The organism is Streptococcus sp. 449_SSPC, from assembly GCF_001073005.1.
In the GTDB taxonomy this organism is placed as follows: Bacteria; Bacillota; Bacilli; order Lactobacillales; family Streptococcaceae; genus Streptococcus; species Streptococcus salivarius_F.
This window is the reverse complement of record NZ_JVGR01000028.1, coordinates 1-12,977: the sequence shown is the minus strand read 5'-3', so window position 1 is coordinate 12,977 and position 12,977 is coordinate 1. Positions and strand designations below refer to the sequence as shown.

The following is a 12,977-nucleotide window of genomic DNA, read 5'->3' as shown; positions in this document are numbered from 1 at the left end:
GCAAGCTTCTGCTTCATGAATTTCTACGCCTTTTCTTTCACATAATAACCGTAAGATTTGACCAATACTTGCTTTGTATTTCCCATAGATTATCTGACGTCTATATTTTGGGGCGAAAACAATATGATACTTACAATTCCATGTAGTATGTGCTAAACTATTATTATCCTGTCTCATCAGGGGTCCTCCTTTTGTATATTAGTTAGTGGTCGGGAAACCTTATCTAATATAACACTTTAGGGGGACTTTTTTGATACATCGCTAAAAGCTTTTCGGAACCACTAGCACAGCTAGTGGTTTTCGTGAGACAACAAAAAAGAAGCTACGATTCATTCACGTAACTTCTTTTCTTTTTATCTAGCAACTAGAATTAGTTGTTAAGAGCTGCTGCCATTGTAGCTGCAACTTCTGATTCAAAGTCGTTAGATGCTTTTTCGATACCTTCACCAACTTCAAAGCGAACGAATTCTACTACTGAAGCGTTTACTGATTCAAGGTAAGCTTCAACTGTTTTGCTGTCGTCCATGATGTAAACTTGAGCAAGAAGTGTGTATGCTTGGTCAACTTTAGTGTTGTCAAGCAAGAAGCGGTCCATTTTACCTGGGATGATTTTATCCCAGATTTTTTCTGGTTTACCTTCAGCAGCCAACTCAGCTTTGATATCTTCTTCAGCTTGAGCAAGAACAGCATCAGTCAATTGAGCTTTAGAACCATATTTAAGGTGTGGAAGAGCTGGTTTGTTAACCATAGCACGGCTTTCGTTATCTTGATCGATAGCGTGGTTAAGTTGTGCCAATTCATCTTTGACAAATTGTTCGTCCAATTCAGTGTATGAAAGAACAGTTGGTTTCATCGCTGCGATGTGCATTGAGATTTGTTTTGCAAGAGCATCATCTCCACCTTCGATAACTGAAACAACACCGATACGTCCACCATTGTGTTGGTAAGCTCCGAAGTGTTGTGCATCAGTTTTCTCAACAACTGCAAAACGACGGAATGAAATCTTTTCACCGATAGTAGCTGTAGCAGTTACGTATGCAGCTTCAAGAGTTTCACCTGAAGGCATAGTCAATGCAAGTGCTTCTTCGTTGTTAGCTGGTTTACCTTCAGCAATTACTTTAGCTGTTTCGTTTACCAACTCAACGAATTGAGCGTTCTTCGCAACGAAGTCAGTTTCAGCATTAACTTCAACAACTGCTGCAACGTTACCGTTAACGTAAACACCAGTCAAACCTTCAGCTGCAACACGGTCAGCTTTCTTAGCTGCTTTAGCCATACCTTTTTCGCGAAGCAATTCAATCGCTTTTTCGATATCACCTTCAACTTCAACCAATGCTTTTTTAGCGTCCATGACACCAGCACCAGATTTTTCACGCAATTCTTTAACAAGTTTAGCTGTAATTTCTGCCATTTTGTTTTTCTCCAAATTTATTTTATCAAACTAAGGGGCAGGGCTGAGCCCCGCCCCTTAGGTGTTTGTCGTATCTTTAGTGGGCATTGAGCCCAAACCAATCTTAAAGATTAGTTGTTGTCACCTTCGACAACTTCAACGATTTCTTCGATTGAATCAGCTGCAGCTGCTTCTTGGAAATCTGCAGAAGCATCTTCACCTTGGTTACCTTCGATGATAGCATCAGCCATTTTTGAAGTAATCAATTTAACGGCACGGATAGCGTCATCGTTAGCTGGGATGATTACATCGATCTCATCTGGATCAGCGTTTGTATCAACCATCGCTACAACTGGGATACCAAGTTTTTTAGCTTCTTTAACAGCGATTTGTTCTTTGTGTGGGTCAACGATGTAGATTACATCTGGAATGCGAGGCATATCTTCGATACCACCCAAGAATTTTTCAAGACGTGCACGTTGTTTGTTAAGAAGTGCAACTTCTTTCTTAGGAAGAACTTCGAAAGTTCCATCAGCTTCCATTTGTTTGATTTCTTTCAAACGAGCGATACGTTTTTGGATAGTATCCCAGTTTGTAAGAGTACCACCCAACCAACGGTGGTTGATGTAGTATTGACCAGCACGAGTTGCTTCTTCAGCTACTGCTTCAGCTGCTTGTTTTTTAGTACCAACGAACAAGATTACTGCATCGTTAGCTGCTGCTTCACGAACGAATTCGTAAGCTGTATCAGCCATTTTTACAGTTTGTTGCAAGTCGATAACGTGGATTCCGTTACGTTCTGTGAAGATGTACTTAGCCATCTTAGGATTCCAGCGACGAGTTTGGTGACCGAAGTGAACACCAGCCTCAAGAAGTTGTTTCATTGAAATTACTGCCATGAGTATTTCTCCTTAAAAATTGTTTTTTCCTCTTCTAAGCTTTAGACTTGCAGTCCCACCCTGCGGCAACAAGACCACAATCGGCTTAGAATGAGTATTTGTCACTTTACGCAACTATAGTATTTTATCAAAAAAAGGGACATTTGACAAGCTCTAAAATCAGGCTAATCATTAGAAAAAATCCACTCGTATTAAAATTGCAATCGTTTTCTTTGAGGTTGATAAGTATTTTGTTTATAATTAGGCTATCAAAAATAGAGGAGGACATTATTTTGTCATTAGTCGGAAAAGAAATTATTGAATTTTCAGCACAAGCTTACCACAACGGGGAATTCATTACTGTTACAGATGAAGATGTTAAGGGAAAATGGGCTGTTTTCTGCTTCTACCCTGCAGATTTTTCATTTGTCTGCCCAACTGAACTCGGTGACCTTCAAGAACAATATGAAGCTCTTAAATCTCTTGGTGTAGAGGTTTACTCTGTCTCTACTGACACTCACTTTGTTCACAAAGCTTGGCATGATGACTCAGATGTTGTTGGAACTATTACTTATCCTATGATTGGAGATCCTTCACACCACATCTCACAAGGCTTTGATGTTCTTGGGGAAGATGGTCTCGCACAACGTGGTACATTCATCATTGATCCAGATGGCGTTATCCAAATGATGGAAATTAACGCTGATGGTATTGGACGTGATGCAAGCACTCTTATTGATAAAGTCCGTGCTGCTCAATATATTCGCCAACATCCAGGTGAAGTTTGTCCGGCCAAATGGAAAGAAGGAGCTGAAACACTTACTCCTAGCTTAGATCTTGTAGGTAAAATTTAACAACCAGGGGGTATCCATGGTCTTAGACAAAGAAATCAAGACGCAATTAGCACAATATTTAAATTTACTAGAATCTGATATTGTATTACAAACAGATTTAGGGGATGATGATAATTCTCGAAAAGTGAAGGAATTTCTTGACGAGATTGCCGCTATGTCTGACCGCATTAGTCTTGAATCAACACATTTAAAACGTCAACCTAGTTTTGGTATTGCACAAAAAGGGCAAAAAAGTCGTGTTATTTTCTCAGGCTTACCAATGGGCCACGAATTCACATCTTTCATTTTAGCTCTCTTGCAAGTTTCTGGTCGTCCACCTAAAGTTGATGAGGACACTATCGAACGTATCAAGAAGATTGATAAACCCATCGATTTAGAGACTTATGTTTCATTAACATGTCACAATTGTCCGGACGTTGTTCAAGCCTTTAATATAATGGCTGTTTTGAACCCAAATATCACTCACACCATGATTGAAGGTGGTATGTATCAGGATGAGGTCAAAGCCAAAGGTATCATGTCTGTTCCTACGGTTTACAAAGACCAAGAAGAATTTACATCTGGTCGTGCAACCATTGAACAGCTTGTAGAAAAATTGGACGGACCACTTGATGCTGATGCTTTCGCTGATAAAGGTGTCTATGATGTTTTGGTTATTGGTGGTGGTCCTGCTGGAAACAGTGCGGCCATCTATGCTGCCCGTAAAGGTTTAAAAACTGGTCTTTTAGCAGAAACCTTTGGTGGACAAGTTATCGAGACAGTCGGCATTGAGAACATGATTGGTACGCTATATACAGAAGGTCCTAAGTTAATGGCCCAAGTTGAGGAGCATACGAAATCTTATGATGTTGATATCATCAAAAGTCAATTAGCTACTGGCATTGAGAAGAAAGAACTTATTGAAGTGACACTGGCTAACGGTGCCGTTTTAAAATCCAAAACTGCTATCCTAGCTCTCGGAGCCAAATGGCGTAATATCAACGTTCCTGGCGAGGAAGAATTCCGCAATAAAGGTGTTACTTACTGCCCACACTGTGATGGTCCACTATTTGAAGGGAAGAATGTTGCAGTTATCGGTGGTGGTAACTCAGGTTTGGAAGCGGCTTTAGATTTAGCAGGCATTACTAAACATGTTACAGTCTTAGAGTTCTTACCTGAATTAAAGGCAGATCAAGTCTTACAAGAACGAGCTGCTAAAACTGATAATCTAACCATTCTTAAGAACGTTGCAACCAAAGAAATTGTTGGTCAAGATCATGTAACTGGTTTGAATTACGTTGAGCGTGATACAAACGCAGAAAAACATCTTGATCTTGAAGGTGTCTTTGTTCAAATTGGTCTTGTACCAAGTACTGCTTGGCTCAAAGATAGTGGCATTGAACTCAATGAGCGCCAAGAAATTATCGTTGATAAATTTGGTTCAACAAATATCCCTGGTATTTTTGCTGCAGGTGACTGTACAGATAGCGCCTACAAGCAAATTATTATCTCCATGGGGTCTGGTGCTACAGCTGCTATTGGAGCCTTTGATTACTTGATTAGACAATAATCAACACTAACATGTTAGTAATCAATCTACAACAGTTATAATTAATATGAAGAGGTTGAATGTCTTTCAACCTCTTTATGTTTCTTGTAAATAGGCAGTTTGAATAATCAACCAGTCAATTTGATGAAAGAGACTTGACGAATCTTTTTTTTTTCGATAGAATGGTATCTGTTATGGCGGTATAGCCAAGTGGTAAGGCACGGCTCTGCAAAAGCTTGATCGTCGGTTCAAATCCGTCTACCGCCTTCATAATACGAAGACACCTTAGGGTGTCTTTTTTCATTATTGCATATAAAAATACCCGAAGCTAGAAACCTCGGGTATTCATTATTCTTATTTAATCGCTTCAATCAAAGCTTCCGCTTGATTCTGAAGGCTTTCAAGAACTTCTTCAGTTGCTAGGAATTTCCCATCCGCCCAAGCTGTATCATTTACACGTGTCGCTGTAAAATCACCAACCACTTGGGTACGGATAAATGGTAACAAGTCTTTGTAGGCATCAAAAAGTTGATTGTGACCACCATTAGCAACTGATGACACGGTTACAATCTTATCTTGAAGAGCTGATGGCCCTGAAGGATCTGATAGGTCAAGGGCACGGCTCAACCAGTCAAGCAAATTTTTCACTAGCCCAGGAATTGAGAAATTATAAACCGGTGAGAAAATCCAAATTGCGTCTGCTGCCAAGACCTGTTCTCGAACTTCTGCCAAAACTGGAAGAACTGGACTTTCTAAATCCTGATTAAAAACAGGTACTTGACTATAGTCAAGATAAGAAATATTAGCTTTACCAGCTAGCATTTTCTCAGATTCTTCTGCTAATTGGTGGTTAAATGATCCCTTACGAAGAGACCCAACGATAAATAGAATGTTTTTCATAATACACTTCCTTTGTATTTCTAATAAATGTTTTTTATTACTACATAGTAATATATATAATTCCATTAGAAATATAAAGAAATATGCTCAAACATTCTTAAATTTTTTCAGGAGCTCTACCAACTGTTCCTGTTCTTCAGGTGTTAGAACGGAAAAAGTCTCCTCAATAGCTCGCTGATGTGGCGGGATTGCTGCTTGAATAATACGACGGCCCTCATCCGTCAAATCAACCTCGAAAGCACGCTTATCTGTTTGGCAGGCTTCTCGCGTCAACCAACCTTTTTTCTCCATATTTTTAATGACGACAGTCATATTCCCGGAGGTGGCAAGCATGCGGTCAATTAATTCGCCAATCTTCATACGTCCTTTGGCATTAAGCACGTCCATGACACCAAATTGAGTTGGTGTCAAATTAAATTCTTTAAAGGTCTCAGAAACCTTGGCATCGATGGTACGAAAAGCCTTACGCATAACTACCATACTTTTTACAGCCATGTTTTTATCTAAGTCACTCATTTCTAGTCCTTTCCAAATAGATGCTGTTTTTATTACTCTACCACAGTTTTTCTAAAAGTGGTATATGAAAATGAAAAAATAAGAAAAAAGAGTCCTTAGATATCTAACCAATACCTCAGAACTCTTTCATTTCTAACTATTACGATTCCAAAAAAGGGCTAATAAGATAACAGCACCTAGTACCGAAGGGACTATAGCAGTATCTGCTAGCATCGGTCCCCAATTTCCAAAAAGAAGCTGACCAACAAAAGCACCTAACCATCCAACAAAGGTCTTACCAATACAGCCCATACGTTCACCCCTATTTGATATAGCAGAGGCAATAAGGCCAATGAGAAAACCAACTATCATACTTCCAATCATGAGAAATCCTCCATCACTCTTAGATTGCCCAATCCCCATTTCGGAAGATCGGTACACGACTACCATCTTGGCGGATACCATCAATATCCATTTGATTTGAACCAATCATAAAGTCTACGTGTACATCAGAACGATTAAGACCAGCTTCCTTAAGCTCCTCTTCTGTCATGTCTGCCCCTCCCTCAACACTGGTAGCATAGGCTGCTCCAATAGCTAGGTGGTTGGATGCATTCTCATCAAAAAGAGTGTTAAAGAAGGTGATGCCTGACTGTGAAATAGGACTTGGATCTGGTACCAAAGCACATTCACCTAGAGCACGCGCCCCATTATTGTTGAAGACGAGATTCTTCATCACTTCATCGCCTTGGTCCGCTGTGATGTCTACAATTTCACCATCTTTGAAGGTTACCTTGATTCCCTCAATAATATTACCATTGTAGCTTAGAGGCTTTGTGCTTGAGACATAGCCATCTGCACGGCGAAAATCAGGTGCCGTAAAGACTTCTTCTGTTGGCATATTAGGAAGGAAGCCTTCACCTTGCGCATTAATGGCACCTGCAGACTCCCAAACGTGGTTTTTAGGTAATCCTAATGTCAAATCTGTTCCAGGTGCTTGGTAGTGTAAGGCTGAGAATTGTGCCTCATTGAGTAGGCGTGCTTTAGCATCCAAACGGTCAGCATGTTCCTTCCAAGCACGTACAGGGTCCTCTTCATAGACACGACAAGTCTTGAAAATTTGGTCCCAAAGTAAATCTACAGCTTCCTCATCACTCGAAGCATCGGTAAAGACCTTCTTAGCCCATTCCTTACCAGCTGCAGCAGCTACAGTCCAACTAACCTTATTAGACTGAGTTGCCACCTGCATAGGTTTAAAAGCCACTCCAGTAGCTTTAGCATGAGCAGATAAACGTTCAGGAGCTACACCATTAAGAGCACCTGGATCTGATGAACGAACACCTAAGCGACTTGCCTTCTTGGCCAACAAATATTCCATCTCAGCTTTTTTATAGGCAGGAACCTCTTCGATACGGTCCATATCAGCGTGCAAGAAGCGCTCGCGATTAATAATATCATCTGACCATTGAACGATTACCTCAGCTGCTCCTAGAGCATAGGCTTCTTTAACTAAGAGATGAGCTAGCTCTGCTTGTTCTACATCAATGCTCAAGGCCACTGTGTGACCAGGTTGCACATTAATCCCATTAGCAACCAATAATTTGGCATATTTCTCAAGATTTTCTTTAAAATTTGGTAAAACCATGATTAACTCCTTGAAACTATAATTTTCTATCAGTATACCATAAGACGAAGAAAAAGGTTTCTTCTCAGCTTTGGCTTTTTAACATCACATGCAGACCCCTAAACAAAAAGAGAACGGAGACTGACTCCATTCTCTCAAAGTTGATGACGATTCTCTTTAGCTATTAAAAGAAATCGTCAAAAAGACTTAATTGATTATCTTCTGGCATATTTCCTAGGATGCCCATTTCATCCAATTTTTCAACCAAGGTTGATGATAGGCCTCCTCGTTTACGTAATTCTGTCTTGGAAAGGAATTCACCTTCTTCACGCGCAGCAACCACTTGCTTAGCAACGTTCTCACCCAAACCTTCAAGTGCAATAAACGGTGGAATCAAAGTATCTCCTTCAATCAGAAATTCAGTTGCCTGACTCTTATAAAGATCCAACTGACCAAAGGTAAATCCACGTTCTAACATTTCATTGACAATTTCAAGCGTTGTAAATAAGTCATTTTCAACATTAGTCGCTTCATTTCGTTGGCGCTTCTCCTTAATATCTTCCATTCGAGCTTTAACAGCATCAAGACCCGCAGACATCGTCTTAAGCTCAAATGCTTTAGCTCGAATCGAGAAGTAGGCACAATAGTAATAAATAGGATGGTGCACTTTGAAATAAGCTACACGTAGGGCCATCATAACGTAGGCTGCCGCATGGGCTTTAGGGAACATGTACTTGATTTTACCACAAGATTCAATGTACCAGTCTGGAACATTATTTTCACGCATGGCTTGAATATAGCCATTACGCTCTTCTTCGGAAATCTTCAACCACATCCCCTTACGCACACGTTCCATGATCGTGAAGGCCATCTTAGGATCTAATCCCGCATGCATTAGGTATACCATGATATCATCACGACAACCGATAACTGTTTTCAGAGTGGCGATACCTTCCTTAATCAAATCTTGTGCATTACCTAACCAAACGTCTGTTCCGTGGGACAAACCAGATAACTGTAAGAGTTCCGCAAAGGTCGTCGGATGCGTCTCGTCGACCATACCACGAACAAAGTTAGTCCCAAACTCAGGGATTCCCAACATTCCCGTTGGTGTCCCAATCTGTTCAGGTGTTACCCCTAAAATATCAGTCCCTGAAAAAAGTTTCATTACATCTGGATCATCTGCTCGAATATCTTTTGGATCGATTCCTGATAAATCCTGCAACTTACGAATCATAGTCGGATCATCATGTCCCAGAATATCAAGCTTCAACACGTTCTCATCAATATCGTGGAAGTTAAAGTGAGTCGTCTGCCAGGCAGCCGTTACATCATCTGCCGGATATTGAACAGGTGTGAAATCATAGACATCCATATAATTTGGAATAACAACAATACCACCCGGGTGCTGACCTGTGTTTCGCTTAACACCCGCAGCCCCCATGGCTAAACGATCGACCTCGGCATCACGGTAAAACTTATTGTAATCACGTTCGTAACCTTTAACAAAACCATAAGCCGTCCGATCTGCAACAGTTCCTACTGTTCCGGCACGAAAAGCATATTGCTCTCCAAAAATATCACGAACGTCCAAGTGGGCTGATGGTTGATCATCACCGGAGAAGTTCAAATCGATATCAGGAACCTTATCCCCATCAAAACCTAGGAAGGTCTCGAAAGGAATATCCTGACCATCTTTTTTATACTCCGTTCCACATTCCGAACACTCCTTATCAGGCAAATCGAAGCCAGATCCATAGGAACCATCTGTAATAAACTCTGAGTGTTGACAATTAGGACATAGATAATGAGGTGGCATCGGATTGACCTCAGTAATTCCAATCATCGTCGCAACAAAACTAGATCCGACAGATCCACGCGAACCAACTAGGTAGCCACGTTCATTTGAACGGTTAACTAGCATCTGCGAAGCCAGGTAGATTACGGCAAAACCATTACCAAGAATTGAAGACAACTCTTTCTCAATTCGCAGGTCAATAATATCAGGCAAAGGATTTCCATAAAGCTCAAACGCTCTAGCATATGTCATCTCCGCAACCTGTTCTTCCGCACGATCAATGAAAGGTGTGTACAAGTCTTTTTTGACAACCTCAACCTCTTCAATTTGATCTGCCATAGCCTGCGTATTAGTTACAACAATTTCATAGGCTAAGTCTTTTCCCAAAAAGGCAAAGTCATCTAGCATCTCGTTAGTTGTCCTAAAATGAGCTTCAGGTAAAGGAGCAGGTTTCGCATTTTCTCCCTTACCAATTGGCCTATTAATCATGGCTCCTTGTCCCAAAGCACGAACAATGATTTCACGGTAAATGGCATCCTCAGGGTTGATATAGTGTACATTTCCTGTAGCCAGCACAGGCTTGTCCAGACGATTAGCGACTTCAATCAAATCCCGAATCAGTTGTTCTATAGCCTCCTCATCCTTGATTAAATCCTTTGCAATCAAGGGTGCATAAATTGCCGGTGGCATAACTTCAATAAAGTCATAATATTTAGCAACTTCAACCGCCTTGTCAATACCGTGAGACAGAAGCGTATCAAAAACCTCACCATCAGCACAAGCAGAACCTACAATAATTCCCTCACGATACTCATCTAAGACCGTACGAGGAATACGTGCTACTCCCTCAAAGTATGAGACATTTGATAAACTTACCAACTTAAAGATATTCTTCAAGCCAGTTTGATTCTGAACATATAGCGTCGCATGTTTAACACGAGACTTTTTATACGAATCTTCAGAAACCAAATCCGTGTTCAACTGTTCCAGATTAGTCAAACCGTGCTTATCAAACATATCTTTTATGAAGATAAACAACAAACGACCCGTAGCTTCCGCATCATAATTGGCCATATGGTGATGATCCAAAGCCACACCAAACCGCTTCGTCAAAGGCCCCAAACCATGACGCTTATACTCAGGATAAAGATTTCGTGCAAATTCTAAAGTATCAATAACCGGTTGTGAAATTGTTGGTAACTGATGTCTTTCATAATTGGCATTCATAAAACCAACGTCAAAGGTCGCATTATGGGCTACTAGCACAGTTCCTTGACAGAATTCTTGAAACTCCTGTAAAACTTGCACTAAAGGTTTAGCACCTTTAACATGATTATCAGTAATACCGGTCAACTCAGTAGTAAATGCAGAAAGAGGATGTCCTGGATCTATGAATTCATCAAATTGCTCAATAATATTACCTTTATGCATTTTTGATGCCGCAATCTGAATCAAATCATTGTGGACAGCAGACAAACCCGTTGTCTCAACGTCAAATACAACATAAGTTGCTTCTTTTAATTCCAAATTCTGGGAATTATAAACAATAGGAACTTTATCCTCAACAAGATTGGCTTCAAGACCAAAAATAGCCTTAATCCCAGCTTTCTTAGCCCTATGGTAGCCATGAGGAAAACTCTGAACATTAGCATGGTCAGTAATGGCAACTGCTGGATGTCCCCAAGAAGCCGCTGTATCAATAAGATCTTCAACAGTTGGCATTGCATCCATAGTCGACATGTTGGTATGCGCATGAAATTCCACACGCTTTTGTCCCTCAGGCATCAAATCCTTACGAGGAGTATGGGAAATCTCTTTAATATCTTGCACATTCATAGTCAGACTATGAGTGAAAGGATTATTCTCGATACGGCCACGAACCCTAACCCAGTTCCCCTTTTTTATCATATCGAACTTAGCAAGCTCATCACTATCTTTGACCCATCGTTGCATAGCAAAACTAGAGGTATAATCAGTTACCTTAAAATTAATAATAATTCGACCCGTCTTAGTTTCACGTTGCTCTACATCAAAAATATATCCTTCAAAAACAACACGATTCTCTTCAGAATTAATATCAACCATTGGCGTTATTTCAGCCTTATCAAAACTAGCTTGACGTTGACTTTGTTTCTCAGCAAAATTTTGTGATGGTTCGGTCACAGGTTTCGGTGCTGGGGCACTTTCAAGAATAGATTGAAGCGCTTGTCTTGCTTGAGACTCGGCTTGTTCTTGTAAAGAAACCTTATTTGTTTGGTAAGCCTCTTCTAAAGAAGATGAAGCTTCCTTATCTTCGACAACAGAAATGGATACATCAGATAAACCAACTTGAGAAAGAGATTTAGATATCAAAGAAATAAATCTATCCTGTACATTTTCCTTTATAATATGCTCTGGAGCTTTAACAAAAATACTATTATTCGAAATCTCAACCTTTAGATTTGAGAATAAAGAATAAGTAGAAAAGTGTGACACTTTTAAACTATCTAAAGCATATGAAAAATAATCTCCAAGTAAAGAATCATCGCAAGCAGTAGTAACTAAACGAATCTCAAAAGAAGCTTTAGCACCTAAAGAATTAAAAGAAGAGTGAAGTAAACTATCAAAAAGAGCAAAAGACTCATAAGACAGAACACTAGGAAAAGAAAAAACAAAAAACCATTGGCGTTTTGATTTAAATAGCTTTACTATTTCAATAGAACCATCTTTAATTTCTTTAAAAGCATCGTGATCTTCAGGAAAACGAATTTGTTTTAAGAGAAGCTGAAATTTATCAGACATAAAAAATAAACTCCTATAGACAAAAAAACACTCCTTAAGGAGTGTAACTTATACCGGCGGCCGGGGTCGAACCGGCACGTCCTTGCGGACACTGGATTTTGAGTCCAGCGCGTCTGCCAATTCCGCCACGCCGGCAAAGTATAACTGGGGTAGCTGGATTCGAACCAACGCATGAGGGAGTCAAAGTCCCTTGCCTTACCGCTTGGCTATACCCCAAAAATATAGGCGAATGAGGGGAATCGAACCCCCGAATGTCAGAGCCACAATCTGATGTGTTAACCACTTCACCACATTCGCCACTTTACTAACACGGGCAGTAGGAATTGAACCCACACTGAAGGTTTTGGAGACCTTAGTTCTACCTTTAAACTATGCCCGTAACTATGGAAGGGGAGGGATTCGAACCCCCGAACCCGAAGGAGCGGATTTACAGTCCGCCGCGTTTAGCCTCTTCGCTACCCTTCCAAAATATAAACAAATGGCGCGAGACGGAATCGAACCGCCGACACATGGAGCTTCAATCCATTGCTCTACCAACTGAGCTACCGAGCCATATTGCGGGAGCAGGATTTGAACCTACGACCTTCGGGTTATGAGCCCGACGAGCTACCTAGCTGCTCCATCCCGCGTTAATTATAAGGAGGATGTGGGATTCGAACCCACGCACGCTTTTACACGCCTGACGGTTTTCAAGACCGTTCCCTTCAGCCGGACTTGGGTAATCCTCCA

Annotated in this window: 10 protein-coding genes and 9 tRNA genes; 3 read left to right on the top strand and 16 right to left on the bottom strand. The window is 40.6% G+C overall.

Annotated features, from left to right (window positions below; all coding sequences use genetic code 11):
- From tnpA to rpsB, 3 genes are all read right to left on the bottom strand, one after another.
- Window positions 1-177: IS200/IS605 family transposase (gene tnpA, locus ADH51_RS06205; RefSeq protein ID WP_048675224.1), on the bottom strand; the 177-nt coding region annotated here is incomplete at its 3' end.
- Window positions 178-370: 193 nt separating this feature from the next.
- The gene (gene tsf, locus ADH51_RS06200) at window positions 371-1,411 is read right to left on the bottom strand and encodes a translation elongation factor Ts (RefSeq protein ID WP_002886343.1); all 1,041 of its coding nucleotides are present in this window, start codon (window positions 1,409-1,411) and stop codon (window positions 371-373) included.
- Window positions 1,412-1,521: 110 nt separating this feature from the next.
- Window positions 1,522-2,289, bottom strand: a complete 768-nt coding sequence (gene rpsB / locus ADH51_RS06195) for a 30S ribosomal protein S2 (RefSeq protein ID WP_002886342.1) — start codon at window positions 2,287-2,289, stop codon at window positions 1,522-1,524.
- A 272-nt stretch (window positions 2,290-2,561) separates the two neighbouring features.
- On the opposite strand from rpsB, the gene ahpC reads away from it, so the two are divergent.
- The 3 genes from ahpC to ADH51_RS06180 all read left to right on the top strand — a co-directional run bounded on the left by ahpC (window position 2,562) and on the right by ADH51_RS06180 (window position 4,917).
- Window positions 2,562-3,122 carry an alkyl hydroperoxide reductase subunit C gene (gene ahpC, locus ADH51_RS06190; RefSeq protein WP_002886340.1) on the top strand — a complete coding sequence of 187 codons (561 nt, stop codon included), beginning with the start codon at window positions 2,562-2,564 and terminating at the stop codon, window positions 3,120-3,122.
- Between the two features lie 16 nt (window positions 3,123-3,138).
- Window positions 3,139-4,671 (top strand): alkyl hydroperoxide reductase subunit F, encoded by a 1,533-nt coding sequence (gene ahpF, locus ADH51_RS06185; protein WP_004182171.1) that lies wholly within the window; start codon window positions 3,139-3,141, stop codon window positions 4,669-4,671.
- A 175-nt stretch (window positions 4,672-4,846) separates the two neighbouring features.
- Window positions 4,847-4,917 (top strand) — tRNA-Cys (locus ADH51_RS06180).
- Between the two features lie 87 nt (window positions 4,918-5,004).
- On the opposite strand, the gene ADH51_RS06175 is transcribed toward ADH51_RS06180, so the two are convergent.
- From ADH51_RS06175 to ADH51_RS06115, 13 genes are all read right to left on the bottom strand, one after another.
- Window positions 5,005-5,550 (bottom strand): NAD(P)H-dependent oxidoreductase, encoded by a 546-nt coding sequence (locus tag ADH51_RS06175; protein ID WP_048675220.1) that lies wholly within the window; start codon window positions 5,548-5,550, stop codon window positions 5,005-5,007.
- Window positions 5,551-5,637: 87 nt separating this feature from the next.
- Window positions 5,638-6,066, bottom strand: a complete 429-nt coding sequence (locus ADH51_RS06170) for a MarR family winged helix-turn-helix transcriptional regulator (protein ID WP_048675216.1) — start codon at window positions 6,064-6,066, stop codon at window positions 5,638-5,640.
- Window positions 6,067-6,198: 132 nt separating this feature from the next.
- Entirely contained in the window at window positions 6,199-6,429 is a 231-nt protein-coding gene (locus tag ADH51_RS06165; RefSeq protein ID WP_002889604.1) for a GlsB/YeaQ/YmgE family stress response membrane protein, read from the bottom strand.
- A gap of 19 nt (window positions 6,430-6,448) precedes the next feature.
- Window positions 6,449-7,690: an aminopeptidase gene (locus ADH51_RS06160; RefSeq protein WP_048675213.1), complete on the bottom strand. Its 1,242-nt coding sequence runs from the start codon at window positions 7,688-7,690 to the stop codon at window positions 6,449-6,451.
- 163 nt (window positions 7,691-7,853) lie between these two features.
- Window positions 7,854-12,248 carry a PolC-type DNA polymerase III gene (locus ADH51_RS06155; protein WP_048675211.1) on the bottom strand — a complete coding sequence of 1,465 codons (4,395 nt, stop codon included), beginning with the start codon at window positions 12,246-12,248 and terminating at the stop codon, window positions 7,854-7,856.
- 51 nt (window positions 12,249-12,299) lie between these two features.
- Window positions 12,300-12,383: transfer RNA gene (locus tag ADH51_RS06150), tRNA-Leu, on the bottom strand.
- 9 nt (window positions 12,384-12,392) lie between these two features.
- A tRNA-Gln gene (locus ADH51_RS06145) sits at window positions 12,393-12,464 on the bottom strand.
- Between the two features lie 8 nt (window positions 12,465-12,472).
- Window positions 12,473-12,545: transfer RNA gene (locus ADH51_RS06140), tRNA-His, on the bottom strand.
- An 11-nt stretch (window positions 12,546-12,556) separates the two neighbouring features.
- Window positions 12,557-12,627, bottom strand: a tRNA-Trp gene (locus ADH51_RS06135).
- A gap of 5 nt (window positions 12,628-12,632) precedes the next feature.
- Window positions 12,633-12,713: transfer RNA gene (locus ADH51_RS06130), tRNA-Tyr, on the bottom strand.
- Between the two features lie 14 nt (window positions 12,714-12,727).
- Window positions 12,728-12,800, bottom strand: a tRNA-Phe gene (locus ADH51_RS06125).
- A gap of 3 nt (window positions 12,801-12,803) precedes the next feature.
- A tRNA-Met gene (locus ADH51_RS06120) sits at window positions 12,804-12,877 on the bottom strand.
- Between the two features lie 9 nt (window positions 12,878-12,886).
- A tRNA-Ser gene (locus ADH51_RS06115) sits at window positions 12,887-12,976 on the bottom strand.
- Window position 12,977 lies beyond the last annotated feature (1 nt).

Coding starts and splice junctions, on each gene's coding strand:
- tsf (WP_002886343.1), bottom strand. CDS start 1,411: ATGGCAGAAATTACAGCTAAACTTGTTAAAGAATTGCGTGAAAAATCT.
- rpsB (WP_002886342.1), bottom strand. CDS start 2,289: ATGGCAGTAATTTCAATGAAACAACTTCTTGAGGCTGGTGTTCACTTC.
- ahpF (WP_004182171.1), top strand. CDS start 3,139: ATGGTCTTAGACAAAGAAATCAAGACGCAATTAGCACAATATTTAAAT.
- ADH51_RS06175 (WP_048675220.1), bottom strand. CDS start 5,550: ATGAAAAACATTCTATTTATCGTTGGGTCTCTTCGTAAGGGATCATTT.
- ADH51_RS06170 (WP_048675216.1), bottom strand. CDS start 6,066: ATGAGTGACTTAGATAAAAACATGGCTGTAAAAAGTATGGTAGTTATG.
- ADH51_RS06165 (WP_002889604.1), bottom strand. CDS start 6,429: ATGATTGGAAGTATGATAGTTGGTTTTCTCATTGGCCTTATTGCCTCT.
- ADH51_RS06160 (WP_048675213.1), bottom strand. CDS start 7,690: ATGGTTTTACCAAATTTTAAAGAAAATCTTGAGAAATATGCCAAATTA.
- ADH51_RS06155 (WP_048675211.1), bottom strand. CDS start 12,248: ATGTCTGATAAATTTCAGCTTCTCTTAAAACAAATTCGTTTTCCTGAA.